12 protein-coding genes are annotated in these 15,178 nt (G+C 65.5%); 4 read left to right on the top strand and 8 right to left on the bottom strand.

Annotated features, from left to right (window positions below):
* Nucleotides 1-260: 260 nt before the first annotated feature.
* Nucleotides 261-1,598, top strand: coding sequence for a S41 family peptidase (locus ABIG06_RS32630; protein ID WP_370140030.1), 1,338 nt, complete (start codon nt 261-263; stop codon nt 1,596-1,598).
* A gap of 104 nt (nt 1,599-1,702) precedes the next feature.
* Here the strand turns inward: ABIG06_RS32630 and ABIG06_RS32625 are convergent, their stop codons facing one another.
* From ABIG06_RS32625 to ABIG06_RS32605, 5 genes are all read right to left on the bottom strand, one after another.
* Nucleotides 1,703-4,435, bottom strand: a complete 2,733-nt coding sequence (locus ABIG06_RS32625; RefSeq protein ID WP_370140029.1) for a bifunctional diguanylate cyclase/phosphodiesterase — start codon at nt 4,433-4,435, stop codon at nt 1,703-1,705.
* A 177-nt stretch (nt 4,436-4,612) separates the two neighbouring features.
* Nucleotides 4,613-5,161, bottom strand: coding sequence for a cyclic pyranopterin monophosphate synthase MoaC (moaC, locus tag ABIG06_RS32620; protein WP_124158126.1), 549 nt, complete (start codon nt 5,159-5,161; stop codon nt 4,613-4,615).
* Between the two features lies 1 nt (nt 5,162).
* Nucleotides 5,163-5,972 (bottom strand): indole-3-glycerol phosphate synthase TrpC, encoded by an 810-nt coding sequence (trpC, locus tag ABIG06_RS32615; RefSeq protein ID WP_124158127.1) that lies wholly within the window; start codon nt 5,970-5,972, stop codon nt 5,163-5,165.
* Nucleotides 5,973-5,979: 7 nt separating this feature from the next.
* On the bottom strand, nt 5,980-6,993 hold the full coding sequence (gene trpD / locus ABIG06_RS32610; RefSeq protein WP_124158128.1) for an anthranilate phosphoribosyltransferase: 1,014 nt from the start codon (nt 6,991-6,993) through the stop codon (nt 5,980-5,982).
* Between the two features lie 14 nt (nt 6,994-7,007).
* Nucleotides 7,008-8,906, bottom strand: coding sequence for a peptidylprolyl isomerase (locus ABIG06_RS32605; RefSeq protein ID WP_124158129.1), 1,899 nt, complete (start codon nt 8,904-8,906; stop codon nt 7,008-7,010).
* Between the two features lie 222 nt (nt 8,907-9,128).
* Here ABIG06_RS32605 and tpiA point away from each other — a divergent pair, with 222 nt between their 5' ends.
* The 3 genes from tpiA to ABIG06_RS32590 all read left to right on the top strand — a co-directional run bounded on the left by tpiA (nt 9,129) and on the right by ABIG06_RS32590 (nt 12,201).
* Nucleotides 9,129-9,884 carry a triose-phosphate isomerase gene (tpiA, locus tag ABIG06_RS32600; protein ID WP_124158130.1) on the top strand — a complete coding sequence of 252 codons (756 nt, stop codon included), beginning with the start codon at nt 9,129-9,131 and terminating at the stop codon, nt 9,882-9,884.
* A 135-nt stretch (nt 9,885-10,019) separates the two neighbouring features.
* On the top strand, nt 10,020-10,403 hold the full coding sequence (secG, locus tag ABIG06_RS32595) for a preprotein translocase subunit SecG (protein WP_124158131.1): 384 nt from the start codon (nt 10,020-10,022) through the stop codon (nt 10,401-10,403).
* A gap of 166 nt (nt 10,404-10,569) precedes the next feature.
* Complete coding sequence (locus ABIG06_RS32590; protein WP_124158132.1) at nt 10,570-12,201, top strand: CTP synthase; 1,632 nt, start codon at nt 10,570-10,572, stop codon at nt 12,199-12,201.
* Nucleotides 12,202-12,205: 4 nt separating this feature from the next.
* Here the strand turns inward: ABIG06_RS32590 and ABIG06_RS32585 are convergent, their stop codons facing one another.
* The 3 genes from ABIG06_RS32585 to ABIG06_RS32575 all read right to left on the bottom strand — a co-directional run bounded on the left by ABIG06_RS32585 (nt 12,206) and on the right by ABIG06_RS32575 (nt 15,021).
* Nucleotides 12,206-12,862, bottom strand: a complete 657-nt coding sequence (locus ABIG06_RS32585) for a class I SAM-dependent methyltransferase (protein ID WP_370140028.1) — start codon at nt 12,860-12,862, stop codon at nt 12,206-12,208.
* Between the two features lie 111 nt (nt 12,863-12,973).
* Nucleotides 12,974-14,350, bottom strand: a complete 1,377-nt coding sequence (locus tag ABIG06_RS32580; protein WP_370140027.1) for a sensor histidine kinase — start codon at nt 14,348-14,350, stop codon at nt 12,974-12,976.
* Complete coding sequence (locus tag ABIG06_RS32575; RefSeq protein WP_124158135.1) at nt 14,347-15,021, bottom strand: response regulator; 675 nt, start codon at nt 15,019-15,021, stop codon at nt 14,347-14,349. Before ABIG06_RS32575 ends, ABIG06_RS32580 begins: the two co-directional genes overlap by 4 nt.
* Nucleotides 15,022-15,178 lie beyond the last annotated feature (157 nt).

The following is a 15,178-nucleotide window of genomic DNA, read 5'->3' as shown; positions in this document are numbered from 1 at the left end:
CGCGTCCGGCCCTCCAAAACCATCCTAAAATCGCATAGCTGCGAGGCGTGGGCGGCCCGACCGGTTTGCGCTTCGCGCGAAACAGTTTCGGAACGTTGCCAAAAGTTTAGGCCAAGGCGAAGGGATTTCTTCGTATACCCGCCAGCGTGGCATCCCGGCCTTGAAGAAACCGGAATGGTATTGTGAGAAGTGGGCTGGATCGCCATTTCCAGGGCGCTCCCAACCCCAAGAGAACCGCCAAGCAAAAGGCTACCTCATCCATGCGGAAAACCCTGCTGTTCCCCCTTGGCGCGCTCACCGGAGCGTGTCTGACCCTTCTGGTAGCCGGCCCGCACAGCGGCGTATGGGCGGCACGGGCAGCAGCGACCGCGGACGATGCCTACTCCCAGCTCAATTTGTTCGGCGCGGTGTTCGAGCGGGTCAAGGCCAGCTATGTCGAGAAGCCCGACAACGCCAAGCTGATCGAGGGCGCGATCACCGGCATGGTGACCTCACTCGATCCGCACTCGCGCTACATGAACGCCAAGGCCTGGACCGAGATGCAGGAGACCACCTCCGGCGAGTTCGGCGGGCTCGGCATCGAGGTCACCATGGAGGATGGCCTCGTCAAGGTGGTCTCGCCGATCGACGACACGCCGGCCTCGAAGGCCGGCATCATGTCGGGCGACCTCATCAGCAAGATCGACGGCGAGGCCGTGCAGGGGATGACGCTCGAACAGGCCGTCAACAAGATGAAGGGTCCCGTCGATACCAAGACCAAGCTTACCATCGTGCGCAAGGGCGCCGATGCGCCGCTCGACGTTTCGATCACGCGCGAAATCATCCATGTGCGTCCGGTGCGCTTCCACGTCGAGAACGGCGACATCGGCTATATCCGCGTCACCTCCTTCAACGAGCAGACCACCGACGGCCTGAAGAAGGCGATCGCGTCGATCTCCAAGCAGGTCCCGGCGGAGAAGCTCGCAGGTTACGTGATGGATCTGCGCAACAATCCGGGCGGACTGCTCGATCAGGCCGTGTCGGTGTCGAGCGCCTTCCTGCAGCGCGGCGAGGTCGTCTCGACACGCGGCCGCAATCCGGACGAGACTCAGCGTTTCACCGCGCATGGCGGCGACCTCACCAAGGGCAAACCGCTCGTGGTCCTGATCAATGGCGGATCGGCCTCGGCCTCGGAAATCGTGGCCGGCGCGCTGCACGACCACAAGCGGGCGACGCTGATCGGCACGCGTTCGTTCGGCAAGGGCTCGGTGCAGACCATCATTCCGCTCGGCTCCGGCAACGGCGCGCTGGCGCTGACCACGGCGCGCTACTACACGCCGTCGGGCCGCTCGATCCAGGCTCAGGGCATCGCGCCCGACATCGAGATCCTCCAGGACGTGCCGCCCGAGCTGAAGGGCCGGATGGACACCATGGCGGAATCCCAGATGCGCGGCCATCTGTCGGCTTCCGACGGCACCGAGCAGACCGGATCGCAGTCTTATGTCCCGCCGGAAGAGAAGGACGACAAGGCCCTGCATGCGGCCTACGACTTCCTCCACGGCGTGACCGCGAATGCCGTCGCCTCGAAGCCCGCGTCGAAGGCGGCGGTTCCGAACTAGACCTTGCGATCTCCAGGTATGAATCGCCCGGGAGTGGATGACCGCTTCCGGGCGAATGTTTTTAGGGACGCCCTCGGAGTCATCCCCTCCCTCGCGGCGAAGGCCTAACCGGCCTCGCGGCGGCGCCTCTCGTAGCCTTCGCGCCGGGCGAGCCGGCTGCGATGCAGTGCAAACAACTCCGGCATCTTGTCGGCCGGCCTGGCGGCACTGAACAGATAACCCTGCATCTCGGAACAGCCGAGCGCGCGAAGCAGGCGCTGCTGCTCCTCGGTCTCGACGCCCTCGGCCGTGGTGGTCATGCGGCGGGAGGCCGCCAGATTGACGACGGCCTGAACGATGCTGGCGGAGCCGTCGGGGCGGGCGATGTCGTCGACGAAACAGCGGTCGATCTTGATCTTGTCGAAGGGGAAACGGTGCAGATAGCTCAGGGATGAGTAGCCGGTGCCGAAATCGTCGAGCGCGATGCGCACGCCGATGGCGCGGAGCTGGTGCAGGATCGCAAGCGCGGCATCGTCGTCGCGGATCAGGACCGCCTCGGTGATCTCGAGCTCGAGCCGGCTCGCCGGCAGGTTCGACGCGGCGAGCGCCGCCATGATCTTCAGCGCCAGCGTGCCGCTCTTGAACTGCACCGGCGAGACGTTGACCGCGAGGCGGATGTCGTCGGGCCAGGCGGCTGCGTCCCGGCAGGCGGTGGCCAGCACCCATTCGCCGATCTCGTTGATGAGGCCGGTGTCTTCGGCGATCGGGATGAACTCGGCCGGCGAGACCATGCCGCGCTCGGGATGGCGCCAGCGCACCAATGCCTCGCAGCCGGTGATGCGGTCGTCCTTCAGGCTAAGGCAAGGCTGGTAATAGACCTCGAGCCCTCCTTCGAAACCGCCTTGGGCGATGGCGTGGCGCAGGTCGCTCTCGAGCTGGCGACGCTCGCGGACCCTGGCGTCCATCTCCGGCTCGAAGAAGCGGTAGGTGCGGCGTCCGGCGGATTTCGCCGCGTACATCGCCATGTCCGCGTTCTTGAGGATCTGGTCCAGCACCGTGCCGTGTTCCGGTGCGAGCGCGATGCCGATGCTGGCATCGGTGGTGAGATGATGGCCCATGCAATCGAACGGCGTGCGGATGGCTTCGAAGACCCGCGCGACGAGCTTATTGACCTGGTCCGGCGACGTCACCGCGCTCTGTACGATGGCGAATTCGTCGCCGCCAAGTCGCGCCACGAAGTCCGCCGGGCCTGCACAGCGCTGGAGGCTCGCCGCTACCGACTTCAGCAGCTCGTCGCCGACGAGATGGCCGAGCGCGTCGTTGACGCCCTTGAACTCGTCGATGTCGATGTAATGCACCGCGATCTGTTTGCCGTCGCGGACCGCTGCCAGCGCTTCGCGCAGATGGTCGTGGAACATGGTGCGGTTGGGCAGATCCGTCAGCGCATCGTAATGGGCGAGGTGGGTGATGCGCTCCTCGATGCGACGGCGCTCCGTGATGTCCTCATGGGTCGCGACCCAGCCGCCATCCGCGAGCGGTTCGTTGAGGATGTGGATCGAGCGCCCGTCGGAGGTATCGACCACCATGGAATTGCGCACATGGATGTCCTTCAGCACGAGCCCGACGTAAGCGTCGACGTCGCCGGTGAACGAGCCGGTTGCCTTGCGGTGGGTGATGATGTCGTGGAAGCTGGAGCCGGGCTTCACGACCTCGGCCGACAATCCGTACATCTCGATGTAGCGCTGGTTGCAGACCACGAGGCGCTGCTCGGCGTCGAACAGCAAGAGGCCCTGCGTCATGTTGTTGACGGCGCGGTCGAGCCGCTGCTTCTCCAGAGTCAGCCGTTCCCGGGAAAGGCGGTGCTGCTCCAGCAGCTTGCGCACGATCGCTATCAGCACGCCTGCGATGGCGAGCGCGGAAGAGACGGCGATCGAGATCAGAATGCCGATCTGCTCGCGCCAGTCCGCCAGAGCCGCCGCGCGCGTCGTGGTGGCCATCATCAGGATCGGGAAGTGGGGCAGGGCACGGGAGGAGATCAGCCGGTCCTCGCCGTCGACGGGGCTGTTGAAGCGGCCGGCGAAATGATCGAGCCCGAACACCCTCTGATTGGCGAACGAGCCGATCTTGAAATTACGTCCCATCAATTCGCTGGAATGGGGGTAACGGGCGAGCAGCGTGCCGTCGCGATGCAGCATCGAGATCGTCGCGCCTTCGCCGAGCACGACGGAGGCGAAGAATTTCTCGAAGTTGGCGGGCTCGATCCCGCGTCCGACGACACCGAGGAACTCGCCGCTTGGTGCGACGATCCTCCGGGCCACCAGAATGGTCCATGCGCCGGAGATGCGGCTGTGCAGCGGCTCGATCAGGACGTCAGGTGAATAGGGATCGTATTTGAAGGTGCGGAAGTAGGCGCGATCGGCAACGTTCACCTTTGGAGCCGGCCATGCCGTCGACGAGTTGATCAGATTGCCTTCGGCATCGATGATGTTGACGCCGCCCATGTAGGGCAGCGCCTCGATCTTCGATCGCAGCATCCGGTGGACATCCTCGCCTGAGAGGTGCTTGCGGTATTCCCTGCCGGTCGTGATTCCGGCGGTGCGGACATGGTCGACGAAATCCTTCTGGATGACCGCGAAATCCTGCAATTGCTGATCGAAATGATGCGCGAGCAGCAGGACGGTATTTTCCAGCTCGCGGCCGGAGTTGCGCAGCGCCCGCTCACGGAAGTTCTGCGCCATCAGGACCGAGCCGATGGCGATGGCCACGATCAGCAGCGTGCCGCCCATCACCAGCCAGCGGACCGGTCCGCCGCGCACGAATGCCTGTTCAAAGAGGCGACTGCCGAATTTCGTCATCATGCTGGATCATTGCCGGGCACACCTCAGGATCAATGCTTGGCCCTGGAAACACCCGTTGGTTTACGGGAACGGTGTGGAGGCAAAGTTAGGAAGCGCGGTTAACGCAACATGAAGGGCGGCGCACAAATGCAATCGAAGCGCGCCGCGCGAGAGGCGGTTCGCCGAATCAAGCGCGTGTCAGGCGCGGTAGTGGCCGGACTTGCCGCCGAGCTTCTCGATCAGGTGGATGCCTTCGATGCGCACGCCGCGCTCGACCGCCTTGATCATGTCGTAGATGGTGAGGCAGGTGACCGAGACCGCCGTGAGGGCCTCCATCTCGACGCCGGTCGGGCCCGTCACCTTCACGCTGGCCCGAACGAGGCAGCCCGGCAAGTTCGCGTCAGGCTCGATGTCGACCGTCACCTTCGACAGCGCGAGCGGATGGCAGAGCGGGATCAGCTCCGATGTGCGCTTGGCGGCCATGATGCCGGCGATGCGCGCGGTGCCGAGCACGTCGCCCTTCTTGGCGTTGCCGGACACGATCAGGTCGAGCGTCGCTTTGGTCATGATGACGCGGCCTTCCGCGACAGCAAGCCGCTCGGTCGCGGGCTTGTCCGAGACGTCGACCATCCGCGCCTCGCCGGAAGCTCCGATATGGGTGAGGGCGGAGCCGGTCTTGGATTTGGCCGGCTTCGTCTTGGCCGGCTTCGTCTTGGCTGGCTTGGTCTTGGCTGGCTTGCGCGCCATATCAGCGCGCGCCTGTCGTGTTGCGCGCGAGCAGCGCGCGCGTCGCCGCAGTGACGTCGGCCTGTCGCATCAGGCTTTCGCCGACGAGGAACGTCGATATGCCGGCGCGCTCGAGCCGGGCGAGATCTTCTGGCGTGAAGATGCCGCTCTCGCCGACCATCAGCCGGTCCCGAGGGATCAGCGGCGCCAGCGCGTCGCTGGTCGCAAGCGTCGTCTCGAAGGTGCGCAGGTTGCGGTTGTTGACACCGATCATCGGCGACCGCAGCTTCAGCGCCCGTTCGAGCTCGGCGCGGTCATGGATCTCGATCAGCACGTCCATGCCGTAGGCGATGGCAGCGTCTTCGATATCCCTCGCGGCGGCATCATCGAGCGCCGCCATGATGATCAGGATGCAGTCGGCGCCGTGCGCGCGCGCCTCGATCACCTGATACGTGTCGAACATGAAATCCTTGCGCAGCACCGGCCGCGACACTGCCGCGCGCGCCGCCACCAGGAAGTCGAGATGACCCTGGAACGAGGGCGTGTCCGTCAGCACCGACAGACAGGCCGCACCGCCCGCCTCATAGGCTTTTGCGAGGGCCGGCGGGTCGAAATCGGCGCGGATGAGACCCTTGGAGGGCGAGGCCTTCTTGATCTCGGCGATCAGCGCGTAGTCGCCATTGGCAAGCTTGCTCTTGATCGCACGCAGGAAACCACGGGGCGCGGAAGCGGCCTTGGCTTGCGCCTCCACCGCCGACAACGGCTGCGCCCGCTTTGCCGCCGCGATCTCCTCGCGCTTATAGGTTTCGATCTTGGTCAGAATGTCGGACATGCGCAATTCAGCTGTTGGAGACCGTGACCAGGTGCTTCAGCTTCGCGTTGGCCGCGCCGCTGTCGATAGAGCGGGCGCCGATCGCGACGCCTTCCTTGAGGTCCTTGGCGCGGCCGGCCACGACCAGCGCGGCGGCGGCGTTGATCAGCGCCACGTCACGATAGGGACTCGGCTTGCCGTCGAGCACGCTTTGCAGCGCGATCGCATTGGCGTCGGCGTCGCCGCCCCGGAGCGCACCGGCCTCGCAAAGCGACAGTCCGGCCTCCTCGGGCGTCACCTCGAAATTCCGGATCTCGCCATTGTGGAGCGCGGAGACGAAGGTCGGGCCGGTGAGGGTGATCTCGTCGAGGCCGTCGGAGCCGTGCACGACCCATGCGGATTCCGAGCCGAGGTTCTTCAGCACCTGCGCGAGCGGCTGGACCCATTGCCTCGAGAACACGCCGACCATCTGCCGCTTCACGCCGGCCGGGTTGGACAGGGGGCCGAGCAGGTTGAAGATCGTGCGCGTGGCAAGCTCGACTCGGGTCGGGCCGACGTTCTTCATGGCGGGATGGTGGGCGGGGGCGAACATGAAGCCGATGCCGCATTCGCGCACGCAGCGCCCGACCTGCTCCGGCTTCAGGTCGATCTTCACCCCGAGCGAGGCCAGCACGTCGGCGGCGCCCGAGCGCGACGACAGTGCGCGGTTGCCGTGCTTGGCGACCGGCACACCGGCGCCCGAGACGATGAAGGACGCGCAGGTCGAGACGTTGACCGAGCCGGAGCCGTCGCCGCCGGTGCCGACGATGTCCACGGCGTCGGGCGGCGCGGTCACGGTCAGCATCTTCGAGCGCATCGCGGAAACGGCGCCAGTGATCTCGTCCACGGTCTCACCGCGCACGCGCAGCGCCATCAACAGTCCGCCCATCTGCGAGGGCGTCGCCTCGCCCGACATCATGGCGTCGAAGGCGGAAGCGGCTTCATCACGCGACAGGCTGGCGCCGGTCGCCACTTTTCCAATGATCGATTTCAGGTCGTCCATCGCGTGCTTTCAACTCACTGGTTCGCGCCGGTCACCTGCGCGAAGGCGGCCTGATTAATGGTGGTCCCGATGTCGGTTTCAAGCTTGTTGACGTAGGAGGCGACCTGCTCCTCGGTCTGGGCCCGGTCGAGGCTCTCCTTCAGCTGCTTGACCGCGTCGGAGGCGAAGTCGACCGCGGGATCCACGATGTCGGTGACGCGGAAGACGATGACCTCGCTGCCGCCGCTCACGGCTGTCTGTCCGACGCCGTCCTTGGCGGTGCGGAAGGCGGTCGACACGACGGTGGCAGGCACGCCGGCGGGCGAGTCGTCGCGCTTGAAGCCGGCTGCGGTCTCCACCTTGGCGCCGACGGCGGCGGCCTCGTCGGCGAGCTTGCCGCCTGCTTCGAGCTTCTGCACCATCTCGGTCGCCTTGGCCTTCAGCTTGGCCGCGATCTGGTCCTGGCGCCAGCGCGCCTCGACCTGGTCGCGGACCTCGTCGAGATTGCGGTCGCGCGAGGGCGTGATGGCTAGCACGTCGTACCAGACATAGCCGCCCTTGAACGAGATTGCGTCGGTGTCGACGCCGACATCGGTGTTGAAGGCCTGCGACACCACGTCGAGGCCCTGCGGGATATTGGCGACCGGCTGGCCGTTCGGGGCGCGGCCGGACCGGTCGACGGCGTCGATGGTCACGGCGGTGAGGCCGAGCTTCTGCGCCGCGTCGATCACGCTGGAGCCGCCGCCGCGCTCGTCTTCCATCTTGTCGCGGAGATCGGCGACCTTGACGCGCGCACGCTCGGTCGCGATCTCGCGCTTGATGTCGCCGGCAAGGCTGCCGTAGTCCGCCTCTTTGCCCGGCTCGATCTTGTCGACCCTGACGATGGAGGTGCCGAGAGCGCCCTGGATCGGCTGGCTGATCTCACCGACGGGAAGTGCGAAGGCGGCGTCGCCGACCGCGGGATCGAGCGAAGACTTGGTCACGAGGCCAAGGTCGACGTCGGAGGCACTCAGCCCGCGCTCCTTGCCGAGATCCTCGAACGACAGCCCGCCGGCGAGCCGCTCGCGCGCGGCCTGCGCCTCGGCGGCATTCGGGAATACGATCTGGTGGATCTGGCGCTTCTCCGGAGTGCCGAGCCGGTCCTTGCGCTGCTCGAACACCTTCTTGGCGTCCTCGTCGGAGACCTCGGTCCACTTGCCGATCTCTTCCGGCGAGACCACGACGAAGGCGATCTTGCGGTATTCGGGCGCGCGGAACTGGACCTTGTGATCCTCGAAATAGGTGGCGAGGGCTTCGGGAGAGGGCGCGTCGATCTGGCCGGCCTGAGCTGCGTCGAGCTTGACGAATTCAATGGCGCGCTGCTCGTTCTGGTAGCGCGTCAGCACGTCGATCATGGTCTTCGGCGGCTCGATGCCAGCGCCGATCGTGCCGGTGATCTGGCGGCGCAGCGACACCTTGCGCTGCTCGGCGACATAGCGCTGCTCGGTATAGCCGAAATTGCGGATCACGGCCTGGAAGCGGTTCGCATCGAAATTGCCGCCGACGCCCTTGAAGTTGGGATCGTTCATGATGACCTGGCGGATCTGGTCGTCGGTCTGGCCGAGCCCGAGCCGGCGCGCCTCTTCGTCGAGGGCGGCTTCGGCGATGGTCTGCTGGAGCACCTGGCGATCGAGGCCGAAGGCGCGGGCCTGGTCGGGCGTCAACGGACGGCCGAACTGGCGGCTGATCTGCTGCAGGCGGTCGGTGTAGATCTGGCGGAACTCGTTGAGCGAAATCTCGGTGCTGCCGACCTTGGCCACCGTGGACTGTCCAAAGCCCTTGAAGATGTCGGCGATGCCCCAAATGCCGAAACTGACGATCAACACGCCCATCACCACGGCCATTATGGTCTTGCCGAGCCAGTTTGATGAGGCCTTGCGCATTCCTCGAAGCATTTGGTCCAACTTGTTTGGTCAGGAGGGGAACGGAGCGCGTCTTAATGCAGATTCCGCAAAAGCGCGTCACCAAATTGATCAATCATCATAAAGTGGTGGCTTTCCCCCCGCAACCTCGCCTCATGCGACGGCGAGAAGCTGCGGTTAAAAGCCCCTGGTCTCTGGAACTGCAGGAGCACCTCTGCTAGCGCATGAACAAACCTCATATCGCTGGAATTTGACATGACCGACGCCATCCGACCGCTGATCGCCGGCAATTGGAAGATGAACGGCCTGAAGGCCCAGGCTGCCGAATTCGACGCCATGCTCAACGGCGCGGCAGATGTGGCCGGCAAGGCCGACCTGCTGGTCTGCCCGCCGGCGACACTGATTGCGGCGTTCGCCGAGAAGGCGCGTGGCAAGAAGGTTGCCGTAGGGGCCCAGGACTGCCATCCCAAGGCCTCCGGTGCCCATACCGGCGATGTCGCCGCCGAAATGCTGGTGGATGCGGGGGCAGCCGCCATCATCGTCGGCCATTCCGAGCGCCGCGCCGACCACGGCGAGGGCGACGCGCTGATCCGGCAGAAGGCCGAGGCCGCCTGGCGCGCCGGGGCGACGGCGATCGTCTGCATCGGCGAGACGCAGGCCCAGCGCGACGCCGGCCAAACCCTGGACGTCCTGCGTGGCCAGCTCGACGGCTCACTGCCAGACGGCTCCACTGCAGCCAATCTGGTCGTGGCCTACGAGCCGGTCTGGGCGATCGGTACCGGGCTGACGCCGACAGCCAAGGATGTTGAGCAGATTCATGGCTTTATCCGGGAACTCCTGCTCTCCCGGTTCAAAGACGAAGGTGCCAGAATGCGCATCCTCTACGGCGGCTCGGTCAAGCCCTCGAACGCGGCCGAGCTGATGGCCGTGAAAAACGTCGACGGCGCGCTGGTCGGCGGCGCCAGCCTGAAAGCGGCCGATTTCCTTGCTATTGCCAAGGGCTGCCTCTAGCTAACCCAAACCGTTGGTTAGGATCTGATCGGGGGTGGCAATACCCCTCCCGATCGTGTAACACCGCGCAACTTCAGGAAAACCCGCGAAGCGCGATCGGCCGCCGTCAGGCGCCGTCCGCTTGTGAAGGATACTATGCAGACCGTTGTCATCGTCATCCACCTCATGATCGTTGCCGTCATGATCGGCACCGTCCTGCTCCAGAAGTCGGAAGGCGGCGGGCTCGGCATGGGCGGAGGCGCCGGCTTCATGTCGAGCCGCGGCACTGCGAATCTTCTGACTCGTACCACCGCGATCCTGGCCGTCGGCTTCTTCCTCACCAGCCTGTTCCTGTCCTGGTACGCCGGCTACGACCGCAAGCCGTCATCGATCATCGGCCAGCCGTCGCAGACCCAGCCGGCCGGCGGATCGCCCATCGCGCCGCCGACTTCGGGCGGCATCCTGGACTCGCTGAAGAAGGCCGACGAGCAGCAGCAAAACCAGGCGCCATCAGGTCCGCAGGTACCGCGCTCGCAATAAAGCAGGGGGGCCATGCAGGCCGGCTGCTACCGTCCTGCATCAACAATCCCCATCAAGACACTGTCACCACTCTTAGTTCTGGCTCACCCATAGGCCCGCAAAATCTTTGGGGCGGAATACGAATCGCTTTGGCGAATCGAATTTTGGGGATTAGAGGTTAAGTCCCATGGCGCGGTACATATTCATCACCGGCGGCGTGGTTTCCTCGCTCGGCAAGGGTCTGGCTTCGGCGGCACTCGGTGCCCTGTTGCAGGCCCGGGGCTACAAGGTCCGCCTCCGCAAGCTCGACCCCTATCTCAACCTCGATCCCGGAACGATGTCGCCGTACCAGCACGGCGAAGTGTTCGTGACCGATGACGGCGCGGAGACCGATCTCGATCTCGGTCACTACGAGCGCTTCACCGGCAGGCCGGCGACCAAGGCCGACAACATCACCACGGGGCGCATCTACCAGGACATCATCTCCAAGGAGCGCCGGGGCGACTATCTCGGCGCGACCATCCAGGTGGTTCCGCACGTCACCAACGCGATCAAGGAATTCGTCCTCGACGGCAATGACGATTACGACTTCGTGCTGGTCGAGATCGGCGGCACCGTCGGCGACATCGAGGGGCTGCCGTTCTTCGAGGCGATCCGCCAGCTCAAGAACGAGCTGCCGCGCGATCACGCGGTCTATATCCACCTCACGCTGCTGCCCTATATCCCGAGCGCCGGCGAGCTGAAGACCAAGCCGACGCAGCACTCGGTGAAGGAGCTGCGCTCGATCGGCATCCAGCCGGACATCCTGCTCTGCCGCACCGACCGCGAGATCCCGAAGGAAGAGCGGCGCAAGCTCGGGCTGTTCTGCAACGTGCGCGAAAGCGCCGTGATCGAGGCGCGCGACGTCGACAACATCTATGCCGTGCCCGAGGCCTATCACAATGCGGGTCTCGACGACGAAGTGCTCGCCGCGTTCGGCATTGCCTCGCGTATTCCGCCGGAGCTGCGCAGCTGGCAAGAGATCAACGAGCGCATCCGCAACCCCGAAGGCAACGTCACCATCGCCATCGTCGGCAAGTACACCGGCATGAAGGATGCGTATAAGTCGCTGATCGAGGCGCTCTCGCATGGCGGCATCGCCAACAAGGTGAAGGTCAATCTCGACTGGATCGAGAGCGAGATCTTCGAGAAGGAAGATCCGGCGCCGTTCCTCGAGCACGTCAACGGCATCCTGGTGCCCGGCGGTTTCGGCCAGCGCGGCGCGGAAGGAAAGATCAAGGCGGCGCAGTTCGCGCGCGAGCGCGACGTTCCCTATTTCGGCATCTGCTTCGGCATGCAGATGGCGGTGATCGAGGCGGCGCGAAACCTCGTCGGTATTGAGGACGCCAATTCCACCGAGTTCGGCCCGACCAAGGAGCCGCTGGTCGGCCTGATGACGGAATGGCTGCGCGGCAACGAGCTCGAGAAGCGCTCGCAGGCCGGCGATCTCGGCGGCACGATGCGCCTTGGCGCTTATCCCGCCGCGCTCAACCGCGGCAGCCGCGTCTCTGAGGTCTATGGCGGCGCCACCGAGATCTCCGAGCGCCACCGCCATCGCTACGAGGTCAACACCGCCTACAAGGATCGCCTCGAGCAGCACGGCTTGAAATTCTCAGGACTTTCGCCCGACGGCGTGCTGCCCGAAATCGTCGAATACGAGGATCATCCCTGGTTCATCGGCGTTCAGTTCCATCCCGAGCTGAAGTCGCGGCCGTTCGAGCCGCATCCGCTGTTCGCCTCGTTCATCGAGGCGGCGGCGAAGCAGAGCCGGCTCGTCTAGTGGCTCAGCGCGTGGCGGCGTGGTCGCGCGCGTGATGCGCCGGCGCGACCCGCGCTGATGGTTGAGGCGCAAACGATCCCGTGATCAACTTCATCTGAGGTCGCCGCGTCAGCCTGTAGACGGAGGCCGGTGGCACGTTCAGCAAGGCGCGATCCACGAGCTTTGCGCGCAGGCCCAGCCGGTCGAGCACGGGCCGCGGCACCGGGCAGCTCATGCCGTAGGTGAACTGGTAGAAGGCGCCACCGGGACGGAGATAACTGAACGCACCGCTGAGGATCGAGATGACCTTGCGCCTGGACATGTTGAGCAGCGGCAGCCCGCTCACGACCGCGCCGACGGGGGCGCCGTCATAGAGGGGCTCGGTCGTAAGCCGGCCTGCGTCCATCCACAGCACGCGCGCCCCGGGAAAGCGCACTTGCAGGAGCTTCATGAAGTCGGAGCCGCATTCGATCAGCGTGAGATCCTGCGGCCGGACGCCGCGTTTGAGCAGCTTGTAGGTGAACGCGCCGGTGCCGGGCCCGAGCTCGAGAATCGGCCCAGTCGATGCGCTGATCTCGCGCGTGATGAGATCGGCGAGCGCCGCACCTGACGGCGCGACTGCCCCGACCCGACGCGGGGACGACATCCAGGACAGGAAGAAGGAAAGGAAATCGTTGGGCATGCGCACTCCGGCATCTTGGTTTGCACCTCGAAAGATCAGAGGTGAGACGGATGCAATGTTGCGGAGGTGCATTGCGACTGCATTGCGCTTCAGCGGCGAATGCGGATTGAATCAACTCTGTCGGACCGGCGGCAGCGTCATCCGAAAACAGGCTCCGCCCTCCGGCCCGTCCGCTACGGAGACCTGGCCGCCATGCAGCTGCACGATCTCGCGCACCATGTTGAGGCCGAGGCCGGCGCCGCGATCGAGCGGCGTCAGCCGATAGAACGGCTCGAAGATCTGTTCGCGCTGACCGGCAGGAATTCCGGGGCCTTCATCGGTAACCTCGATAGTCGCGGGCCTGCTGACGCGAATCCCGATCGCGCCCCGGCGAGGACCGTGTTGGATCGCATTCTGCACGAGATTGGTCAGTGCGCGCTCCAGGGCTGCCGCATCGCCGGTCGTTTCGACCGGTGTCGCCGGCGCATCAAGCGCCAGCTCGTAACCTGCGGCAATCGCCAGCGGCGCAAGGTCGGCGGCGACGCTTTGGGCAACGGCGGCGAGATTGACGCGCGTGAAAGGCTGGTCGCAGCGGTCGAGCCGCTGGATATCGAGCAATTGCTCGGCAAGGGTCGTCAGCCGAGCGGCATCCTGCAGCAGGCGATTCTTGTCCGGCCCAGGGGCAAGTGACTCCAGGCGCGTGTTCAGGATTGCGATCGGCGTGCGCAGCTCGTGTGCGGCGTCCGCGACGAAGCGCTTGTGGCGGGCATAGCCCTCGTCGAGCCGCGCCAGCGCGTCGTTGATCGCGGTCACGAGCGGCAGCACCTCCAGCGGAATCCGCTCCACCGGGAGCCGCGCGCCGCGCTGATGAATATCGATGCGCCGTGCCTCGTCCGCTGCGGAATCGAGCCCCCTGAACGCGCTCCGCACCATCATCGGCGTTGCGATGAACGTCGCCGTTCCCATCAGCAGCAGGCCGGGCAGGGCAATGCCGAGAAACGCGAGTGAGGTCATGAACAGCGCCTTGGCGCCGGTGAGACGTCCCTGCGTTGCGGTGATGACCTGCACGTTGCCGGCGTCGGTATCGACCCGCTTCAGCCGCGCCGCCGGCTTGCGCGGATCGTCCTCGAACAGCTGCCAGCCGAGCCGCGCCTGGCTGATCTGGTCGAGACCGCCGCCGATCGCGGTGAATTCGGCCGGCACGGAGCCTTCGCTGAGGACGCGACCCTGCCGGTCGCGCACCAGGAACCAGAGGTCCGGCGTCTCATTGCGCAATTGCTGCAGATCGGCCGTCGGCCGCAAGGCCAGTTCGCCTTGCGCCTCGCGCGTGAGCGCGCGCTGGACGACATCGATGACGCGGTCCTCGTCCCTCTCGGCCAGCACGAAACCGGAGGCGCAAAGCCCGGCGAGGACGATCGCAACCAGCGCGACCAGGATCGCGGCCTGAAGCGAGAGCAGGCGCCAGCTCAGCCGCGAGCGCAGGCAATAGGGATCGTCGTGTTTGCTCATGGCAATTTCTTGAGCAGATAACCAACGCCGCGAATGCCGTGGATCTCGATACCCGCATCGGCTTCCGCGAGCTTTCGCCGCAGCCTCGAGACATGCGTGTCGAGCGCGTTCGACTGGATCTCGTCGTCGAAATTGTAGACCGCCTCTTCCAGCGCCGAGCGCAGCACGGTTCGGCCCATGCGACGAACCAGGGCTTCCAGCACCAGGAGCTCGCGGCGCGGCAGCTCGAACGGCTGGCCGTCGATGCTGGCCTCGCGATGGCCGATGTCGAAGGCGAGGCGGCCCGCGCGAATGATTTCGGGGGAGAGGCCGGCGGGCCGCCGCAGCACTGCGCGGAGCCGGGCCAGCAGCTCCTCGACTGCAAACGGTTTTGCCAGATAGTCGTCGGCGCCGCCGTCGAGCCCGGCGATGCGGTCGGCGAGCTCCCCGCGCGCAGTCAGGACGATGATCGGTACGCCGTCGGCGCGCGCGCGGAGCTTTGGGATGAGGGCAAGGCCATCGCCGTCGGGAAGCTGGCGGTCGAGCAGGACGGCGGCATGGACGTCGGCGGAAATGGCCTCCTCCGCCTCGGCGAGCGTCGGGGCATGGTCCACCACCATGTCGTAGCGCTTCAGCGCCGAGGCCAGCGCGCAGGCCATCTCCGCTTCATCCTCGACAAGCAAAATCCGCATGTAATAGGCACCTGAACCCCAACTGAGCCTTTCTAGCGGCCCGATCATTGCGGCAGCATTGCGGGAGTCTGTGCAGCGCCGGAAGCTCAAAGCCATGCGCAGAACGCCACAGGGGCGGCCGGGCCGCGCTCAAGACACCGTCGGGGCCAGCCGCTAT

The sequence above is a fragment of the Bradyrhizobium sp. USDA 326 genome, from assembly GCF_049739485.1.
In the GTDB taxonomy this organism is placed as follows: Bacteria; Pseudomonadota; Alphaproteobacteria; order Rhizobiales; family Xanthobacteraceae; genus Bradyrhizobium.
The sequence above is the reverse complement of the archived record's forward strand: the minus strand, read 5'-3'. Positions and strand labels throughout refer to the sequence as shown.